Source organism: Amycolatopsis cynarae, assembly GCF_026802195.1.
GTDB lineage: Bacteria > Actinomycetota > Actinomycetes > Mycobacteriales > Pseudonocardiaceae > Amycolatopsis_E > Amycolatopsis_E rhizosphaerae.
Genome location: NZ_CP113836.1, coordinates 929565 through 947734, shown reverse-complemented (window position 1 = coordinate 947734; position 18170 = coordinate 929565). Strand labels below are relative to the sequence as shown.

Here is an 18170-nt window from a genome sequence, read left to right as displayed (position 1 = left end):
CCTCGGCTCAGTCCCGGCACAGAGCGGCCGGGGAGAGCTCGGCCGGGCGGCGGTAACCGGACAGGCCCAGGGTGAGGTCGAAGTCCGCGAGCAGGCTGCGCAGGACGTGCCGCACGCCGTCCTCACCGGCCAGCCCGAGCCCGTACACGAACGGCCTGCCCAGCAGCACCGCCTTCGCGCCCAGCGCCAGCGCCTTGAGCACGTCCGCACCGGTGCGGACGCCGGAGTCGAACAGCACCTCGATCTTCTCGCCCACGGCCTGCGCGATCCCGGGCAGCGCGTCCAGCGCGCCGAGCGCACCGTCGACCTGCCTGCCACCGTGGTTGGACACCACGATCCCGTCCATTCCGGCGGCCACCGCCCGGCGCGCGTCGTCGACGTGCTGGATGCCCTTGAGCAGAATCGGGCCGTCCCACAGCTTCCGGATCAGCGGCAGCTGTTCCCAGGTGTGGTCGGTGCCGGTGAACATGCCCACCCACTGCAGGATCGCGCTCGGCAGGTCCTCCTCCGGCGGCCGGGGCAGCCGCGCCCGGAACGCCGGGTCGGACAACGGGATCGCGGTGCCCTCGCCCTTGAGGAACGGCAGGTAGGCCCGGTCGAGGTCCTGCGGGCGCCAGGCCAGCGTCCAGGTGTCGAGCGTGACGACCAGCGTGGAGTAGCCGGCGGCTCGGGCCCGGGCGAGGATACTGGCGCAGACCTCGTCGTCGGAGGGCCAGTACAGCTGGAACCAGCGCGGCCCGTCGCCACCGGCCTCGGCGACCTCCTCGATGGTGTGCGCGGAGGCCGTGGAAAGGATCATCGGCACGCCGAGCGCGGCGGCGGCACGCGCGGTGGCGAGCTCGCCGTCCGGGTGCACGATCGTCTGCACGCCGATCGGCGCGAGCAGCACCGGGGCGGGCAGGGTCGCGCCGAACAGCTCGGTGGACAGGTCCCGCTCGGTGGCGCCGGTGAGCATGCGGGGCACGATCCTCCAGCGGTCGAAGGCCTCGCGGTTCGCGCGCATGGTCGCACCGGATCCGGCCCCACCGGCCACGTATCCGCACGCCTCGGGGGTCAGCACTCCCGAGGCCGCACCGTCCAGCGTGGTGGGGTCCGTGGAGAACGCGGGTGTGGTCCCGGCGAGCCCCTGCAGGTAGATCTCGTTCTGGTAGCCCCCGAATCGTTCGGCCACTTCGCCGCCCTTCCTGTCCGTGCACCGCGCCGGTCCGCCCTCATCTTCCCCGATCAATGGGCCGGGTGGCCGCTTGCCGCGCCTGGGCGCGGGCTCTTACTCTCACGAGATACCGTCACTACCGAACGTTACGAACGTGCGCGGTTGCCGCAGGGGGGCGAATACCCGTGAGGTTCGACGCCGATCTGACCGAGCTGGACTTCCTGGCCGAAGGCCTCGACCTGGGGCGGTTCATCGCCCCGCACGAAATCCCGTACTTCGGCGAGAGCGGCGCCGAACGCGCCGCGCGACGCGAGCGGTTCCGGCGGCGGCTCCACCGGGACGGCCGACTGTCCCGGCATGGCGGCCTGCGCGCCGACTTCGAGGAACTGCTGCGGGTCTGGGCCGAACCCGAGGTGGTGCTCACGCAGGTCGTGAACGTGGTCGAGGCCGACCGGCGGTTGTCGTACCGCGGCGGCTGGCGGGGCCGGACCGGCGTGCTGACCAGTCAGAAAGGCACCGTGCTGACCTTCGACGAACTCCGTCCCGCACAGGTCGTCGACAAGCTGATGGGTTTCCTGCCCGACTGGGAACCGGTCCACGGCGCACCCGTGACCTATGTCGAGAGCCGCGACGCCCGCCCCAGTGGTACGGACCACGGCGAGGACTTCTTCGGCGGGATCGACGCTGTGCCAGCGAATCCGTCCGGTGGCCCCCGCGCCACCGAGCGGTTCTTCGCCGCACCGGTCGTCCGCGCCGGAGCCATCACCTGCTCCGTCCGCGAACCCGGCTCCCGGACCAGGCGCGGCCGCGAGGTCGAGGTGGGGTCGCTGACCTGGTTCGACACCACGGGGGGCCGGTTCTTCCTCACCACCGAAACCCTGTCCGACGGCGCCGAGCGCCACACGCTCACCCCCGCCGACCGGGCCCGCATCGCCCAATGGCTACGCGACCGCCTGAATCGATAACACGACAGCTACTTGCCGCGGCGAAATTGCGACAAAATGTGCGCCGCACGGTACCGTGTCGGAACGCGGTAAACCGTTATCACCGGCATCGACGGGTGGGGGGAACGGTCATCATGGCCGACGACAACACCACGAGCGGGCAATTCGGCTCCAGCACGGCAGGCATCTTCGGCGGCGAACAACAGGTCAACAGGATGGCCGACGACGCCGGGAAACTACTCGCGGACGCGAAGGCGGGAAAATGGGCCGTAGACGAAGAAACCGGCACCCACCTGAAGCGCGCCGTCACGCGGATGCAGGACCGGCTGAACGAGATCACGGGACGGGTCAGTCGGCTTGAAAAGGCCCCAATGCTGGGAAATGACGACTACGCGCAGAAAGTCGCAAAACACTTCCAAGAAGCCATGATCGGAGATGGCCAGGCCCTCTTGCCGGTGTTCAACAAGACCAGGGAAAGCCTTGTCGCACTCGAGCGGGCGTTCGACGAGGCCATCAAGCACTACGACGCGTCGGATGAGGCCGCTACCAAGCACTTCGGCCCGTTCACAGACTGAGGACCTTCATGACCACCAGCACCCGCAGCATCCGCCTGCTCGCCGGTACAACCTGTGCGGTGATCGCACTGACGGGCTGCTCCACCACCATGACCGGCACGCCGCTTCCTGTCACGGTCACCAGTAAGCCGAACACCAGCAGCACCGGTACGAACCTGTTCGGCAACCTGACCGCCTGCCAAGTCCTCGACCAGGTGCTTACCGGCCAGGGCTTCGCCCCTGGTGAGCGGATCACGAGGCGCAACGAATGCGATGCCTCGAAGCCTGGTTATGCCTCGTACGGACTGGCTCTCGATCCTGTTCAAGGACTCGCAGAGTTCAAGAAGACCGACCCAGGTGCTGTGCCGACCGACATCAATGGGCGCAATGCGATGCAAGCTCCTTCAAAGATCGAAGGTCAATGCCTTGTCGCAATCGAGGTTGGTGCACATGCCCGGGCAGTGGTCGACGTGACGTTGTCCAGTCTGGACACCGCCGCTGCCTGTTCCGATGCGCGGCAGTTGGCGCAGCAGGTCGAGCCGTTGTTGCCGAAAGGGCAATAGGAGGGGATCGCCGTGACGCAGCCGGGCGGGACCGACGGGTATACGCGTCGTGCATACGAGGCCGAGGTGTACGCCGAGGTCTCGGCGGCCCAAGCCGGTAGGAACCCGTGGCTTGAGCCCGTACCGGACCCGGCCGATATCGCGGGCAAATACTCCGTTGTGTCCGGCGAACTGTACGAGCAGAAGGTGGCCGCCGAGGGCGGCGGTTACCGGGGCGGCCTGACCCCCTCGGACCTGTTTTACCACGCCCTGCCGCACGAGACGTTGATCCTGATGGTGCATGACGGTGTCAGTCCGGAGCACGTCGACGAACAGGGAATGATCGTCAACGATCTGGGCAACGCGTTCAAGGAGTTGGCCGCGGAACTGCGCCAGGCGGCGTCGAAGGAAGCCGCGGGCTGGCAGGGCGAGGGAGCGCGGTCGGCGTTCGGCTACCTGGCGGCCTACTCGGCGTGGGCGGAGTCGTCCGGGGATGCGGCGTTCTTGGCGGCGAACCGCTATTCACAGACCGCGGCGGCCTTGTCCCACGCACGGAACAGCATGCCCGAACCCGCCGGGCGCACCGTGACGCAGTCCCTGGACGTGGCGCAGCGGCAACTTGCCGGCGGGGACCTCATGGGCGCGGTCGGCACCTACCGGAACATGATGGCGCAGGCGAACCTCGCGATGCGCGCGCAGCAGCAGGCCGTGGCGGTGGTGGCACAGCGGGACCGGATGCTCTACTCCTGCGGCTCCACCCAGCCCATCTATGCCGCCCCTCCCCAACTCGAGAGCTTCACCGCCCCGGCTCCGGCGGCACCCGTCGGCGATCCGGGCGGCCGCCCCGCCGCGGTCCCGAACTTCGATCACACCGCGGCAAGCGCGTTCACCCCCTCGCCTCCGGTCCTCTCGCCCGGGCCTGCCACGAGCGCCGCCGGTTCGCCACCGGTCGTCATCCAGGTCTCGGACGGCATCGGCACCGGATCCGGCCCGAGCACGAACCCGCCGATCGCCGGGCGCGAAGTGGGTGGTTGGAGCCGGTTACCGGGTTCGACGCTCGATCCCGGCGTGAGCGCCGGGCTGCTGCCGATCGTGGGCGGGACCGGTCCGGGTGGCGGCCTCGAGCGCGGTGGTTCGAGCCGTTCCGGCGACGGGCCGGGACGGGCCGCCGACCGGTCACCCGGCGGCGCGGAGCGGGAGCCGGGCGCGGGCAAGAGGTCCGGCACGGCCGGGCCGGGGGCGAAGGTCGCGGGGGAAGCGGCCCGGAACGGCGCGGCGGGCAAGCCCGGCAAGGCCGGTTCCCCCGGTGTGCCCGGTGTCGCGGGCGGCGGCAGGAAGGGCGAGGAGGACAAGGAGCACCAGCGCGCCGCGTTCCTCGTCGAGGCCGACCCCGGCGCCGCGCTCGGCCTGGAGGTGGACACCGACAAGGACGGCAACAAGATCGCGCCGCCCGTGCTCGGCGAGTGAACCGCGGTCCGCGGCCTTGACCTTCGAGCCGCTCGAAAGCCCAGAATCGGCGTCATGGACCAATCCCCGTCGCTGACCATCGGCGCCTTCGCGCGCCTGGCCGGCCTCACCCCGAGCGCGCTGCGGTTCTACGACGACTGCGGTGTGCTCGAACCCGCCCACGTGGACGAAGCGAGCGGCTACCGGTACTACCGCCCCGATCAGCGGCAGCGCGCACTCCTGCTGCGGGACCTGCGCACCGCGGGCCTTCCGCTGCCCGAGGTGGGAACGGTGCTCGACGGTCCCATCGAAGCGGCGCGCGAGGTGCTGGAGGCGCACCGGCGCAGGATCCGCCGGGACACCGAGACCGCGACGGCGGCGCTCGACCGTGTCCTGCACGGGCTCGACGGCGCCGTGGCGACGGTGCTGGGCTGGGAACTGGCCGCGGCGATCCGGCAGGTGCTGCCCTCGGCCGCCACCGGCGCCCCTGCGGACGAGATGCCGGTGCTGGGCTGTGTGCTGGTCGAACTCGCGGAGGACGAACTGCGGCTGGTCGCCACCGACCGCTACCGCTTCGCGCTGCGCGCCCTGCGGCCGGAGACCTCGGGCGGCAGCGGTTCCCTGCTGCTGCCCGCGGCTTCGGCACGGGAGCTGGCCGCCCTGGTGGCCCGGCGGGCCGAGGTGGGGATCGACCTCGGGCGGCGCGAACTCGACGGCCAGGAAATGACCACAATGGACGGTGAGTTTCCCGATTACCGGCAGATGCTGGCCGCGTTGGCCCCACCGCGCCACCGCGTCCTCGTCGATCGCCGTGCCCTGCGCGACGCGCTCGGCACCGGACCCGTCGCGCTCCGGCCGGGCCGCAACGAACTCGCCGTCGGCGGGCGCACACTTCCCGTACTGTGCGACCCGGCCCCGCTCACCGTCGGTTTCGATCCCGCCGTGCTCGGCCCGGCGCTCGACGCGAGCGTGGGCAGCGACGTGCTCCTCGAACTCACCGACGCACTCCAGCCTGTCGTCCTCCGGTCTGCGGACCAGGGGGCGTTCACCACTCTCGTCATGCCCATCGAGTTCTCAGGAGAACCGCGGTGAATCCGGACAATCCCGTCGTAGCCCTGTGTGCCCAGGGCATGGCCGCCGAGGCGCGTGGTGACGCCGCCCTCGCCCGCGACCTCTTCCGCCGAGCCTGGGACGCGGCCACGGACGACTACGAATCCTGCGTCGCCGCCCACTATCTGGCGCGCCAGCAGGACAGCCCGGAGGAGACCCTGCGCTGGAACCGGATCTCACTTCAGGCGGCCGACCGGATCGGCGACGAACGGGTCCGCGCCTTCTACCCGTCGCTGCACGGCAACATGGGGCGCGCCTACGCCGAACTCGGCGATCCCGAACGGGCCCGCCGCCACTACGAACAGGCCGCCCAGCGGCTCGGGGACCTTCCGCCGGGCCAGTACGGCGACTGGGTGCGGCACTGGATCGCCGGTGCGCTCCGTGAATTCCGGGGGCACGACGAGCTGTCGGAACGGGTCCGCGCGTTGCTGAACGCCTTCTGCGCGCGCCAGGATCTGCGGGCGCTGGCCCTCCTGCTCGACCCCTACCTGAGCGACCTCGGCACGGCCGCCGACCGGGAACGGCTGGGCACGGCACTGCGCATGCTGCACGCCGGAAAGCGGTTGCCGGAGCAGGAAGAGATTCAGCGCGCCATCGCGGCGCTCCCCTGACCCGCACATGATCAAAACCGGGGTTTCTCCCGGAAGGCAGCGGCTTCACCCGGTGCGAGGCTTGGGGCATGCGCAACTTCACCCTCTCCACCGGCGCCCGGCGCTGGGTGTCGAAGCTCTTCCTGGGGGCCGCGGTGCTGCTGGTGCCGTGGGTGATCGTGCTGGCCGAGACCCTGCCGCTCTCCCCGCAGGCCACCGAGGTCCGGCACTGGGCCACCGCCTGGATCGGCCTCGACCTGATGATGGCGCTGGGCTGTGCGGCCACCGGGTGGCTGTACCGGCGCGGGGACGGCAGGTCGGGAGTGACCGCGGCCGCGGTGGGGGCGATCGCGCTGCTCGACGCCTGGTTCGACGTGCTCACCGCGCAGTCCGGCGCCGATCTGGCCCAGGCGCTGGTCTGCGCGGTGCCGGAGCTGTCGCTGGTGGCGTTGTGCGCGGTGGTCGCCCTCGACTCGCCCGTCTTCCGTGCCGCGGCGCCCTCCGGGAATTCCCCTAGGGAACCCGGAACCGGCGTTTGGGGGCTTCCCCCGGATGGCGCGAGCCCCGTCCGCCGACAGGCTGTCGATCATGAAAAGGAACCCCCTTCTCCGGGGAATCGCCGCGGTCATGACCGGCGCCGCGTTGTTGACCACCGTGACCACCCCCTCCGCCCTTGCCGCGGGCAGCAGCGCTTCCACGCTGCCGCCGGTTGACGCCGCGGCACTGACCGAGGCGATCTCCGGCCTCCCTTCCGACGAAGCCACCGGCGCCCTGCTGCAGATCCGCGGCCGTGCGGGCTGCTGGACCGGCACCTCCGGCGTGGCCGACCTGAGCACCAACGCGCCGGTGCCCGCCGACGCGCACTTCCGGATCGGCAGCATCACCAAGATCTTCACCGCCGTGGTCGTGCTCCAGCTCGCCGCCGAACACCGCATCGACCTCGACCGGCCCGTCCAGCACTACCTGCCCGGCGTGCTCCCGGCCGGCTACCCCGACATCACCGTCGCGCAGCTGCTCGACCACACCAGCGGTCTGCCCCACATCGACTTCCCCGAAGATCCACAGTGGATGGTCGACAACCGGTACACCGTCTTCACCCCGGACCAGGTGCTGGCCACCGCCACGCGGCACCCGATGAACTTCGCGCCCGGCACTGCGCAGCAGTACACCAACACCAACTACATCGTCGCCGGAATGCTGGTGGAGAAGGTGACGGGGCGCGCGTACGGCGACGAGGTGCGCGACCGGATCCTGCGCAGGCTCGATCTGCGCGAAACCTCCGTGCCGGGCAACGACCCGGACCTGCCTGAGCCGTATGTCCACGGCTACATCCGGGCCAACGGGACGCTGGTCGATGTCACCAGCATGAACCAGTCCATTCCGTGGGCCGCCGGAGGAATGATCTCCACCGCCGCCGACCTCGACCGGTTCTTCACCGCCCTGTTCCGCGGGGAACTGCTGCCCGCCAGGGAACTGGGACTGATGTTCACCCTGCCGCCGGTGAAGGTCTTCGGCACCGGCCAGCCCGCCTTCTACAGCGAGGGGCTCTTGGCGACCAAGATCAACGGCGTGACCGTGTGGGGCAAGACCGGCACCCGTTACGGCTACACCAGCGGTGTTTTCGCCACCCGGGACCTGCAGCGGCGGATCGTGTACTCGGTCAACACCACCAGCAAGGACGAATCCGGCCAGCCCGAGATCATCTGGAAGATCGCCAACGCGGCCACCGCACCGTAGGCGGCCGTCCGGACGGGCAGGCGCCTTCCCTCGTGAAAGCGCCTGCCCGTGGGCCAAGTGGCACAGCCCACACTCAGGAATACCCCCGCCATGGCGGGGGTTGGCCGTCTGTCGGAGACAGGAGACAGATGAGTGCGATCGAGACCTCGTTGACGGCCCCCGTGGCACGCCCCAGACCCAGCACCCTCCGCTACACCCTGATCCTCGGGGGCCTGTCGGCCTTCGCCCCCTTGTCGATCGACATGTACCTGCCCGCGCTGCCCCGGATGGCGGGCGACCTGCACAGCCCGGACGCGGTCCTGCAGTTGACACTCACCGCGTTCATCATCGGCCTCGCGGTCGGGCAGTTGGTCGCGGGACCGATGTCCGACGCCGTGGGCCGTCGCAAGCCGCTGCTCACCGGCCTCGTGTTGTATGCGTTTTCTTCGGTGTTGTGCGCGCTGAGCTCTTCCGCCGAGTTGCTGATCGCCTTCCGTGCGCTACAGGCGCTCGGGGCCGCGGCCGGGATCGTGATCGCCCGCGCGACCGTCCGCGATCTGTACTCCGGCACCGCGATGACCAAGTTCTTCTCGATGCTGATGCTGGTCAGCGGGCTCGGCCCGATCCTCGCCCCGGTCATCGGCGGCCAGTTGCTGCGGGTGACCTCGTGGCGCGGCGTGTTCGTCGTGCTGACCCTGTTCGGTGTCCTGCTGCTGGTGTCCGTGGCGCTGGGCCTGCCCGAATCGCTGCCCGCCGAAGGCCGCCGCCCCGCCCGCCTCGGCGCCACGCTGCGCACCTACGCCGGGCTGCTGGCCGATCGGACCTTCACCGGCTACGCGCTCGCCGGCGGTCTGATGTTCGCGGGCCTGTTCGCGTACGTGTCCGCGTCTTCGTTCGTGCTCCAGGGTGTCTACGGGCTGAGCGCGCAGCAGTTCAGCCTGGTCTTCGGCGGCAACGGTGTGGGCATCGTGCTCGCCGGTCAGCTCAACGGCCGCCTGGTCGGCCGGTTCCCCGAACGCCGGCTGCTGGCGGCCGGCCTCGTCGCCTCGGCGCTGGGCGGCACCGGCGTCCTGCTCGCGGCCGTGTTCGCGCTTCCGCTGCCCGCGCTGCTCGTCCCGCTGGTCATCCTGGTCGCCAGCATCGGCCTGGTCATGCCGAACTCGTCCTCGCTCGCGCTCGCCGAACACCCGCACCACGCGGGCGCGGCCTCGGCATTGCTGGGCGTGCTCCAGTTCGTGATCGGCGGGCTCGCCACCCCGCTGGTCAGCCTGGGCGGCACCACCACCGCGATCCCGATGGCCTCGATCATGGCCGGCTTCGCCGTCGCCGCCCTGATCGCCTTCGCGACCCTGACCACCCGGAAGCCCACCCCTCTCCCCGCCTAAACCTGGTCCCCGGAGTGCCGTTCCCCTGTCGAACGACTGCCGTGAGGGGTCCCCTCACGGGAAAGAACGCCTATCGACCGTGAAGGGGCCCTTCACGGCAACGCCCTGGCCTAACCGAGGCTGGACAGGTCGCCGTTGGTCAGTGTGTCGTCGTCCACCGTGAGTTGTCCGTCCACGATGCGCTTCAGTGCGTCCCCGTGGTCCCAGTCGTTGACGTTCATCGCCGCCTGGACGCGCCCGTCGCGCACCCAGAACGCGATGAACCGGCGCCCGGCCAGGTCGCCGCGCACCACGAGCCGGTCGGTGTCGAGGTTCGCCAGTCCCCGGTACTCGCATCCCAGGTCGTACTGGTCGGAGAAGAAGTACGGTGAGTTGAGGTACGGCTCGTGCGCCCCGACGAGGTTCTGGGCGACGTGAGTGCCCTGGTTCTTCGCGTTGGCCCAGTGCTCGACGCGCACCCGCCGGTCGTAGCGCGGGTGGAACTGGGCGGCGATGTCGCCGACGGCGTAGATGTCCGGCCCGGACGTGCGCAGGGCCGCGTCCACGGCGACGCCGCCGTCGTCGGACAGTTCGAGCCCGGCCGCGTGCGCCAGGTCGGCGCGGGGTTTCACGCCCACCGCGACCAGCACCAGTTCGGCGGGCAGTTCGGTGCCGTCCGCCAGCCGCACCCCGTGCACCCCGTCCGGGCCGCCGGTCAGCTCGGTGATCCCGCTGTCGAGGCGCCATCGCACCCCGTGCAGGGTGTGCAGGTCCTGGAACACCGACGCGATCTCCGGGCCGAGCACCGGCAGCAGGGGCGCGGGCAGGCGGTCGACCACGGTCACGTCCACCTCGTGCTTGCGCGCCGCGGCCGCCACTTCCGTGCCGATCCAGCCCGCACCGATGATCACCACCTGGTTCACTCGCGCGAACTCGGACCGCAGGGTGAGGGCGTCGTCGAGGGTGCGGAGCGTGTGCACCCCGGTCAGGTCGGCCCCGGGCACCGGGAGCATCCGGGGCCGGGAACCGGTGGCCAGCAGGAGTTTGTCGAAACGATGCTCACCGCCGTGCCCGTCGAGGACCAGGCGGGCGCCCAGTTCGACGCGCGTGGCGACGGTGCCGAGGCGCAGGTCGATGTCGTGCTGCCGGTAGAAGTCCTCGTCCCGCACCCAGTCGGGCTCGTCGGTTTCGCCGAGCAGAAGCCCCTTCGACAGCGCGGGCAGCTCGTACGGCCGGTGCGACTCGCCGCCGAGCACCACGACCTCACCCGGGTAACCGCCTTCCCGTAGCGCAGCCGCTGCCGAGGCACCGCCGAGACCGGCGCCGATGATCACGATCCGCTGGGGTTGCGGCATGCCCTGTCTCCCTCCGCCAGTGACGTGGCTCACGGTACCGCCACGCGGCGATTTCCGCCGCTGGCGTCACGACAACAAGCGCCGCCCGTCGCATCGTCGTCCGCTCGACGCGAGAGGGAGGCGGCTCAGGGTGGCGATCCGGGACGAGTGGTCCATCACCTGCCGGGACGTGATCGGCAGACGGCAGGTGCTGACCGTGTTCATCGAGGGCGGGCAGGTGGTGCTCGTCCCGCCGCCGGGCGAGGCGACGGTACTCGCCCCGCTGGACGCGGGCCGCCTGCGCGCGGCGCTGCGCGACGCGTTGCTCAGCCTGGACCTCCCGCGCCACCGGCACCGCCGCTGAGCCCGGACGGCCCGGGCCGGCCGGGACTGCTCAGGCGAGGAAGGCGCGGAGCAGGGACTCCGTGCCCTCCAGGTGTTCGGCCATGGCCTGGCGGGCGGTCGCCGCCTCACCGGCGAGGATCGCCCGGACGATCGCGTCGTGCTGGACGTTGGAGTGCTCGAGGTTCGGCTCCAGCAGCGGGATCCGGTCGAGCAGCCGGTTCACCCGCATCCGCACGTCCGCCACCGCGGAGGTGAGCGAGCCGGATCCGGTCACCTCGGCGATCGCCAGGTGCAGGCGCGAGTCCCGGCGCCGGTAGTCGGCGAGATCGGCGGCGGAGGCCTCGGCCAGCGTCGCGGTCAGGTGTTCGCGCCCGGCCGCATCGAGCGGGCGGCTCGCGGCCAGTTCCGCGGCGCCGGTCTCCAGCACGTGCCGCAGGCTCAGGGTGTCCTCGAGTTCGGCCACGGTGAGCCGCAGGCTCTCCTCCTCCGGCGGCTCCGGCAGCGTCTCGTTGACGAAGGTGCCGCCGTAGCGGCCCCGCCGCGATTCGACGTACCCCGCGTCGGCGAGCGCCCTGATCGCTTCCCGCAGCGTGACCCGGCTGACGCCGAGCCTCTCGGCCAGTTCCCGTTCGGCGGGAAGCCGCTCACCCGCACCGACGACCCCGAGCCGGATGGCCTGCAGCAGGCGCTCGACCGTCTCCTCGAACGCGTTCCCGGCCCTCACCGGCCGGAACAACGCCTCCCCCGCGCCGCTTTCCATGTCAGCATTCGATCACGTTGACGGCGAGTCCGCCGCGCGCGGTCTCCTTGTACTTGACCTTCATGTCCGCGCCGGTCTCGCGCATGGTCTTGATCGCCTTGTCCAGGGTCACCACGTGGACGCCGTCGCCGCGCAGCGCCATGCGCGCCGCGTGGATCGCCTTCGCCGCGCCGACCGCGTTGCGTTCGATGCACGGGATCTGCACCAGCCCGCCGACCGGATCGCAGGTGAGCCCCAGATGGTGCTCGACCCCGATCTCCGCCGCGTTCTCCACCTGCGCGGGGGTGCCGCCCAGCACCTCGGTCAGCCCCGCCGCGGCCATCGCGCACGCGGAGCCCACTTCTCCCTGGCAGCCCACCTCCGCGCCCGAGATGGAGCCGGTCTGCTTGAGGATCGACCCGATCGCCCCGGCGGTGAGCAGGAAGGTGACCACCCCGTCGTCGTTCGACTCCCGGACGAAACGGCGGTAGTAGTGCAGCACCGCCGGGATGATCCCGGCGGCCCCGTTCGTCGGCGCCGTCACCACGCGGCCCCCGGAGGCGTTCTCCTCGTTGACCGCGAGCGCGTACAGGCTGACCCAGTCCATTGCGGACAGCGAGTCCTCGGTGCCCTCCTCGGCGAGCAACTTGGCGTGCAGGGCCTTCGCCCGCCGGGGTACCTTCAGCCCGCCGGGCAGCACGCCGTCGCGCGCGCAGCCCTCGCGCACGCAGCCGGCCATGACCTCCCAGATGTGCAGCAGGCCCTGCCTGATTTCGTCGCGGCTGCGCCAGGAAAGCTCGTTGCGCAGCATGATCTCGCTGATCGGCAGCCCGGTTTCGCGGCACAGCGTGAGCAGTTCGGCGCCGGTGGAGAAGGGGTGGGGCAGCTTCGTGTCGTCCTCGGCGATCCCGTGCTCGCCGCGGACGAAACCGCCGCCGACCGAGTAGTACGTGCGTTCGGCCAGCAGGTCCGGCCCGAACGCGCGGAAGACCATGCCGTTCGGGTGCTCCGGCAGGGACCGGCGCCGGTGCAGCACCAGATCGGTCCGCTCGTCGAAGGCGATCTCGGGGCCGCCGGGAAGGGGCAGCAGGCCGGTTTCCCTTATCCGCGAGACCTTTTCCGGCACCGAAGCGGTGTCCACGTCCTCGGGCCGCTCACCGGACAGTCCCAAAAGGACGGCCCGGTCGCTGCCGTGGCCGTGCCCGGTCGCCCCCAGCGAGCCGAACAGTTCGACCCGGACGCGGGTGGTGCGCCCGAGCAGTCCCTCTTCGGCCAGCGCCGCGACGAACAGGCAGGCCGCCCGCATCGGGCCGACGGTGTGCGAACTCGACGGCCCGATCCCGATCGAGAACAGGTCGAAGACGCTGATGGCCATTTCAGCCGCGGCGGTAGAACGGCATCGAAACCACCTCGACCGGTTCGATGCGGCCCCGGATGTCCACCGACAGGCCCGTCCCCGGCTCGCCGTAACCGGCGGGCACGTAGGCCATGGCGATCGGATGGCCCAGCGTCGGGGACAGCGCACCGCTGGTGATCTCCCCGATCTCGCGGTCCCCGTCCAGCACGCGGTAGCCGTGCCGGGGCGCCCGCCGCCCGCTGCCGCGCAGGCCCACCAGGATCTTCTCCGGTTCGGTCCGGCCCGCCAGCGCGTCCCTGCCGACGAAGTCACCGGGCTTGTCGAACTTCACCACGCGGCCGAGACCGGCGTCGAACGGCGACAGCTCGCGGTTCAGTTCGTTGCCGTACAAGGGCATTCCGGCTTCCAGCCGCAGCGTGTCCCGGCAGGCCAGCCCGGCGGGCAGCAGCCCGTGCGCCGCTCCGGCCTCGCTGAGGATCCGCCACAGGTCCGCGGCTTCGGCCGCGGGCACGTACAGTTCGAAGCCGTCCTCGCCGGTGTAACCGGTGCGCGCCAGCAGCACCTCGTGTTCCCGCACCCGGGCGGGCATGCTCGCGTAGTACTTCAGCTCCGCCAGATCGGCTCCGGTCACCGCGCCCACGATCGCCGCGGAGTGCGGGCCCTGCACCGCGACCAGCGCGGTTTCGGCCGAACGGTCGGTGACCTCGGCATCGAAGCCGGAGGCACGGGCGGTGAGCTCGGCGGCGACGGCGGGCGCGTTGCCGGCGTTGGCGACGACGAGGAACCTCTCCTCGGCCAGCCGGTACACCACGAGGTCGTCCAGCACGCCGCCGTCGGGCGCGCAGATCATCGTGTAGCGGGCGCGGCCGGGCTTGACCGCGGACAGCGCGCCGACCAGCGCGTAGTCCAGCGCCTGCGCCGCCTGCGGGCCGGTCAGCTCGATCTCGCCCATGTGCGAGAGGTCGAACAGGCCCGCGGCTTCACGCACGGCCCGGTGCTCGGCGAGCTCGCTCGAGTACCGGACCGGCATCTCCCAGCCCGCGAAGTCGGTGAACAGCGCGCCGAGTCCTTTGTGGACGCCATGGAGTGCGGTGTGCATCGGTCAGCTCCCGTAGGCTTCGATCGGCGGGCACGAGCAGACGAGGTTGCGGTCGCCGTAGGCGCCGTCGATGCGGCGGACCGGCGGCCAGTACTTCGCCTTGGGCGAGACTCCCTGCGGGTACACCGCCAGCTTCCGGTCGTAGGGCAGATCCCAGTCCGAGGTCAGCGTTTCCGCGGTGTGCGGGGCGTTGCGCAGCGGACTGCGCTCCACCGGCCAGCGGCCCTCGGCGATCTCCTCGATCTCGCGGCGGATGGCGATCATCGCGTCGCAGAACCGGTCGATCTCGGCCACGTCCTCGCTCTCGGTCGGCTCGACCATCAGCGTGCCCGCCACCGGGAAGGACATCGTCGGCGCGTGGAACCCGTAGTCCACAAGGCGCTTCGCGACGTCGTCCACGGTCACGCCGGTGCGCTTGGTGAGCGCGCGCAGGTCCAGGATGCACTCGTGGGCGACCAGGCCGTTGCGCCCGGTGTAGAGCACCGGGTAGTGCGGGGCCAGGCGTGCGGCCACGTAGTTCGCGGCCAGCACCGCGACCTTGGTGGCCGAAGTCAGCCCGGGGGCACCCATCATCCGCACGTAGGCCCACGAGATCGGCAGGATCGACGCGGAACCGTACGGTGCGGCCGAGATCGGGCCGACCCCGGTGGCCGGGCCCGCCGCCTCGTCCAGCGGGTGGTTCGGCAGGTACGGCGCGAGGTGCTCGCGCACCGCGACCGGCCCCACGCCCGGCCCGCCACCGCCGTGCGGGATGCAGAACGTCTTGTGCAGGTTCAGGTGCGACACGTCGCCGCCGAACTCGCCCGGCTTCGCCAGCCCGAGCAGCGCGTTGAGGTTGGCACCGTCCACATAGACCTGGCCGCCGCCCTCGTGCACGATCCGGGCGATCTCGTTGATGCCGTTCTCGTACACGCCGTGGGTGGACGGGTAGGTGACCATGATCGCGGCCAGGCTGTCGCGGTGGGCGTCCACTTTGGCCTGCAGATCGGCCAGGTCGACATCGCCGTCGTCGTTGCAGGCGACCACCACCACGCGCATCCCGGCCAGCGCCGCGGAGGCGGCGTTCGTGCCGTGCGCCGAGGACGGGATCAGGCAGACGGTGCGCCCGGCCTGCCCGTTGGCCCGGTGGTAGGCGCGGATCGCCAGCAGCCCGGCCAGTTCGCCCTGGCTTCCGGCGTTCGGCTGCAGCGAAACGCTGTGGTAGCCGGTGACCTCGGCCAGCCAGTCGCACAGCTGGCCGATCAGCTCGCGGTAGCCCGCGGCGTCCTCGGCCGGGGCGAACGGGTGCAGTCCGGCGAAGGCGGGCCAGGTGATCGGCTCCATCTCCGCGGTCGCGTTGAGCTTCATGGTGCACGAGCCGAGGGGGATCATGCCGCGGTCCAGTGCGTAGTCCTGATCGGACAGTCGCCGCAGGTAGCGCAGCATTGCGGTCTCGGAGCGGTGCGAGTGGAAGACCTCGTGAGTCAGGAACTCCGACCGGCGGGCCAGCCCGGCGGGCAGCGCCGGGGCGCCCGGCTCCGCGTGGGCCTCCAGGTCGAAGGCGAGCAGCACCCGGCGCAGTGCGTCCAGCGTGGTGACCTCGTCGCAGGCGATGCGGATGTGGTCCTCGTCGGCCAGGCCGAGGTTGATGCCGAAGCGGCGTGCGTCGCCGACCAGCCGGGCGGCACGGCCGGGCACCCGCACCAGCACCGTGTCGAAGAAGCTCTCGTGGACGACCTCGACCCCGCCGTCCCGCAGCGCGGCCGCCAGCCCGGAGGCGAGGGAGTGCACGCGGGCGGCGATGTCCCGCAGTCCGTCCGGGCCGTGGTAGACCGCGTACATCGCGGCCAGCACCGCGGGCAGCACCTGGGCGGTGCAGATGTTGGAGGTGGCCTTCTCGCGGCGGATGTGCTGCTCCCGGGTCTGCAGCGCCAGGCGGTAGGCCGGGGCGCCGTCGGCGTCCACCGAGACCCCGACGAGACGGCCGGGCATCGACCGCTGAAGGCCGGACCGCACGGCCAGGTACCCGGCGTGCGGGCCGCCGTAGCCGAGCGGCACCCCGAAGCGCTGCGTGGTCCCGGCCGCGATGTCGGCGCCGAACTCGCCCGGCGCCTCGATCAGGGTGAGGGCCAGCAGGTCTGCGGCGACGGTGTAGAGCGCGCCCGCCTCCCTGGCCACGGTCCCGATCGCCTCGTAGAAACCCTTGCCGCGCAGGACACCGGAGGCCCCGGGGTACTGCACGACCACGCCGAAGAACTCCTCGGGCAGGCCGGTGGCCAGATCGCGTACCACCACCTCGATGCCGACCGCCTCGGCACGGGTGCGCACCACCGCGATGGTCTGCGGCAGGCATTCGGCGTCCAGCACCACCCGCTGCGACTTGGCCTTGGAGGCGCGCCGCATCAGCATCACGGCCTCGGCCACCGCGGTGGACTCGTCCAGCAGCGACGCGTTCGCGGTGTCCAGGCCGGTCAGGTCGGACACCATGGTCTGGAAGTTGAGCAGTGCTTCGAGCCTGCCCTGCGAGATCTCGGGCTGGTAGGGCGTGTAGGCGGTGTACCAGGCGGGGCTTTCCAGCACGTTGCGGCGGATCACCGCGGGGGTGACCGTGTCGTGGAAACCCAGCCCGATCATCTGCGTCATCGGCCGGTTCTTGGCCGCGAGCGCCCGCAGCTCGGCGAGTGCGTCCTGCTCGGAGGCCGCCACGGGCAGGTCGAGTTCGCGGGGGTTGCGGATGGCCGTGGGCACGGCCGCCTCCACGAGCGCGTCGAGGCTCGAGTACCCGCACTCGGCGAGCATCTTGGCCTGCTCGTGCCCGGACGGTCCGATATGGCGGTCGGCGAACAACACGGGAGCTCCTCACTACCGGACGCGGACTCGCTCGCCCGCGGCTGGGAACTCCCCCTCTGTCATCGGCACCTGAGAGTTTCACCGCTCGCGCGGCTTTCACCTTGGGTGAGGCGCACCGGCTGCGCCTGCTTTCCAGAGTGGCCTGGCCCGAGCGGTAACTGGTACCTGAGAGATTGGCGGGGAAGTTGCTCCTTCGGTGCCCCGTGTGGCGACGGGGGCTCTCCCGCTCAGGCTCATGTCGGCCGTGTTCAGTTGTCTGGTTTCACTCTACAGCGCCCTTACAGCGGGGTAACGTACGCGCCGCTGATCCCACCGTCCACCAGGAACTGCGACGCCGTGATGAACGACGCATCATCGCTGGCGAGGAAGGCCACCGCGGCGGCGATCTCCTCCGGCTCGGCGAACCGGCCCAGCGGCACGTGCACCAGCCTGCGGGCGGCCCGTTCCGGGTCCTTGGCGAACAGCTCCCGCAGCAGCGGCGTGTTGACCGGTCCCGGGCACAGCGCGTTCACCCGGATGCCCTCCCGCGCGAACTGCACGCCCAGTTCACGGGTCATGGCCAGCACCCCGCCCTTCGACGCGGTGTAGGAGATCTGCGAGGTCGCCGCGCCCATCACCGCCACGAAGGAAGCGGTGTTGACGATGGAACCCTTGCCCTGGCGCTGCATGTGGGGGATCGCGTACCGGCAGCACAGGTAGACCGAGGTGAGGTTGACCTGCTGCACCTTCTGCCAGGCCTCGATGCCGGTGGTGAGGATCGAGTCGTCCTCGGGCGGGGAGATCCCGGCGTTGTTGAACGCCACGTCCAGCGAGCCGAACCGCGCCACGGTGGTGTCGAACAGCGCCTGGACCTGCGCCTCGCTCGTCACGTCCGTGGCGATGAACTCGCCGTCCACCTCGTCGGCGGCGGCCTTGCCCGCGACCGCGTCGACGTCGGCGATCACCACCTTGGCGCCCTCGCCCGCCAGCCGCCGGGCCGTGGCCAGGCCGATGCCGCTGCCCCCGCCGGTGATCACCGCGACGCGGCCGTCGAAACGCTGCATGGACC

17 protein-coding genes and 2 riboswitches are annotated in these 18170 nt (G+C 71.1%); of the genes, 10 read left to right on the top strand and 7 right to left on the bottom strand.

The features are described 5' to 3' along the window. Positions 1-7 precede the first annotated feature (7 nt). Positions 8-1171 carry a lactate 2-monooxygenase gene (locus tag ORV05_RS04555; RefSeq protein ID WP_268757188.1) on the bottom strand — a complete coding sequence of 388 codons (1164 nt, stop codon included), beginning with the start codon at positions 1169-1171 and terminating at the stop codon, positions 8-10. Between the two features lie 167 nt (positions 1172-1338). Between ORV05_RS04555 and ORV05_RS04550 the strand changes: the two genes are divergently transcribed. The 9 genes from ORV05_RS04550 to ORV05_RS04510 all read left to right on the top strand — a co-directional run bounded on the left by ORV05_RS04550 (position 1339) and on the right by ORV05_RS04510 (position 9440). Next, positions 1339-2118: an ESX secretion-associated protein EspG gene (locus ORV05_RS04550; RefSeq protein ID WP_268757187.1), complete on the top strand. Its 780-nt coding sequence runs from the start codon at positions 1339-1341 to the stop codon at positions 2116-2118. A 113-nt stretch (positions 2119-2231) separates the two neighbouring features. After that, positions 2232-2672 carry a hypothetical protein gene (locus tag ORV05_RS04545; RefSeq protein ID WP_268757186.1) on the top strand — a complete coding sequence of 147 codons (441 nt, stop codon included), beginning with the start codon at positions 2232-2234 and terminating at the stop codon, positions 2670-2672. An 8-nt stretch (positions 2673-2680) separates the two neighbouring features. Beyond that, a complete protein-coding gene (locus ORV05_RS04540) occupies positions 2681-3214 on the top strand; it encodes a DUF3558 domain-containing protein (protein ID WP_268757185.1) in 534 nt (177 codons plus the stop codon). A 159-nt stretch (positions 3215-3373) separates the two neighbouring features. Continuing rightward, positions 3374-4660, top strand: a complete 1287-nt coding sequence (locus tag ORV05_RS04535) for a hypothetical protein (RefSeq protein WP_268757184.1) — start codon at positions 3374-3376, stop codon at positions 4658-4660. A 54-nt stretch (positions 4661-4714) separates the two neighbouring features. Then, complete coding sequence (locus ORV05_RS04530; protein ID WP_268757183.1) at positions 4715-5731, top strand: DNA polymerase III subunit beta family protein; 1017 nt, start codon at positions 4715-4717, stop codon at positions 5729-5731. Continuing rightward, positions 5728-6360, top strand: a complete 633-nt coding sequence (locus tag ORV05_RS04525; RefSeq protein WP_268757182.1) for a tetratricopeptide repeat protein — start codon at positions 5728-5730, stop codon at positions 6358-6360. Before ORV05_RS04530 ends, ORV05_RS04525 begins: the two co-directional genes overlap by 4 nt. A 68-nt stretch (positions 6361-6428) precedes the next feature. Then, positions 6429-7052 (top strand): hypothetical protein, encoded by a 624-nt coding sequence (locus ORV05_RS04520; RefSeq protein WP_268757181.1) that lies wholly within the window; start codon positions 6429-6431, stop codon positions 7050-7052. Continuing rightward, complete coding sequence (locus ORV05_RS04515; protein WP_268759703.1) at positions 6967-8076, top strand: serine hydrolase domain-containing protein; 1110 nt, start codon at positions 6967-6969, stop codon at positions 8074-8076. The genes ORV05_RS04520 and ORV05_RS04515 overlap by 86 nt, the downstream gene beginning before the upstream one ends. Before the next feature lie 128 nt (positions 8077-8204). Continuing rightward, positions 8205-9440, top strand: a complete 1236-nt coding sequence (locus tag ORV05_RS04510) for a Bcr/CflA family multidrug efflux MFS transporter (protein WP_268757180.1) — start codon at positions 8205-8207, stop codon at positions 9438-9440. A gap of 110 nt (positions 9441-9550) precedes the next feature. Here ORV05_RS04510 and ORV05_RS04505 read toward each other — a convergent pair whose 3' ends face one another. After that, the gene (locus ORV05_RS04505; protein ID WP_268757179.1) at positions 9551-10774 is read right to left on the bottom strand and encodes an NAD(P)/FAD-dependent oxidoreductase; all 1224 of its coding nucleotides are present in this window, start codon (positions 10772-10774) and stop codon (positions 9551-9553) included. Positions 10775-10904: 130 nt separating this feature from the next. Here ORV05_RS04505 and ORV05_RS04500 point away from each other — a divergent pair, with 130 nt between their 5' ends. Beyond that, positions 10905-11117 carry a hypothetical protein gene (locus tag ORV05_RS04500; protein WP_268757178.1) on the top strand — a complete coding sequence of 71 codons (213 nt, stop codon included), beginning with the start codon at positions 10905-10907 and terminating at the stop codon, positions 11115-11117. A gap of 30 nt (positions 11118-11147) precedes the next feature. On the opposite strand, the gene ORV05_RS04495 is transcribed toward ORV05_RS04500, so the two are convergent. From ORV05_RS04495 to ORV05_RS04475, 5 genes are all read right to left on the bottom strand, one after another. Then, complete coding sequence (locus ORV05_RS04495) at positions 11148-11858, bottom strand: FadR/GntR family transcriptional regulator (protein ID WP_268757177.1); 711 nt, start codon at positions 11856-11858, stop codon at positions 11148-11150. A 1-nt stretch (position 11859) separates the two neighbouring features. Beyond that, positions 11860-13212: an L-serine ammonia-lyase gene (locus ORV05_RS04490; protein WP_268757176.1), complete on the bottom strand. Its 1353-nt coding sequence runs from the start codon at positions 13210-13212 to the stop codon at positions 11860-11862. A gap of 1 nt (position 13213) precedes the next feature. Then, complete coding sequence (gene gcvT / locus ORV05_RS04485) at positions 13214-14293, bottom strand: glycine cleavage system aminomethyltransferase GcvT (protein WP_268757175.1); 1080 nt, start codon at positions 14291-14293, stop codon at positions 13214-13216. Positions 14294-14296: 3 nt separating this feature from the next. Further along, positions 14297-17071 (bottom strand): aminomethyl-transferring glycine dehydrogenase, encoded by a 2775-nt coding sequence (gene gcvP / locus ORV05_RS04480; RefSeq protein WP_268759702.1) that lies wholly within the window; start codon positions 17069-17071, stop codon positions 14297-14299. Positions 17072-17171: 100 nt separating this feature from the next. Then, positions 17172-17263: riboswitch (glycine riboswitch) on the bottom strand. A 1-nt stretch (position 17264) separates the two neighbouring features. Next, a riboswitch (glycine riboswitch) is annotated at positions 17265-17358 on the bottom strand. A gap of 42 nt (positions 17359-17400) precedes the next feature. After that, positions 17401-18165 (bottom strand): 3-oxoacyl-ACP reductase, encoded by a 765-nt coding sequence (locus tag ORV05_RS04475; RefSeq protein ID WP_268757174.1) that lies wholly within the window; start codon positions 18163-18165, stop codon positions 17401-17403. Positions 18166-18170 lie beyond the last annotated feature (5 nt).

Bases quoted from the DNA above. Each gene is read 5' to 3' on its own strand.
- ORV05_RS04545 (WP_268757186.1), top strand. From the start codon at position 2,232: ATGGCCGACGACAACACCACGAGCGGGCAATTCGGCTCCAGCACGGCA.
- ORV05_RS04540 (WP_268757185.1), top strand. From the start codon at position 2,681: ATGACCACCAGCACCCGCAGCATCCGCCTGCTCGCCGGTACAACCTGT.
- ORV05_RS04530 (WP_268757183.1), top strand. From the start codon at position 4,715: ATGGACCAATCCCCGTCGCTGACCATCGGCGCCTTCGCGCGCCTGGCC.
- ORV05_RS04520 (WP_268757181.1), top strand. From the start codon at position 6,429: ATGCGCAACTTCACCCTCTCCACCGGCGCCCGGCGCTGGGTGTCGAAG.
- ORV05_RS04515 (WP_268759703.1), top strand. From the start codon at position 6,967: ATGACCGGCGCCGCGTTGTTGACCACCGTGACCACCCCCTCCGCCCTT.
- ORV05_RS04510 (WP_268757180.1), top strand. From the start codon at position 8,205: ATGAGTGCGATCGAGACCTCGTTGACGGCCCCCGTGGCACGCCCCAGA.
- ORV05_RS04505 (WP_268757179.1), bottom strand. From the start codon at position 10,774: ATGCCGCAACCCCAGCGGATCGTGATCATCGGCGCCGGTCTCGGCGGT.
- ORV05_RS04495 (WP_268757177.1), bottom strand. From the start codon at position 11,858: ATGGAAAGCGGCGCGGGGGAGGCGTTGTTCCGGCCGGTGAGGGCCGGG.
- ORV05_RS04490 (WP_268757176.1), bottom strand. From the start codon at position 13,212: ATGGCCATCAGCGTCTTCGACCTGTTCTCGATCGGGATCGGGCCGTCG.
- gcvT (WP_268757175.1), bottom strand. From the start codon at position 14,293: ATGCACACCGCACTCCATGGCGTCCACAAAGGACTCGGCGCGCTGTTC.
- gcvP (WP_268759702.1), bottom strand. From the start codon at position 17,071: ATGCTCGCCGAGTGCGGGTACTCGAGCCTCGACGCGCTCGTGGAGGCG.
- ORV05_RS04475 (WP_268757174.1), bottom strand. From the start codon at position 18,165: ATGCAGCGTTTCGACGGCCGCGTCGCGGTGATCACCGGCGGGGGCAGC.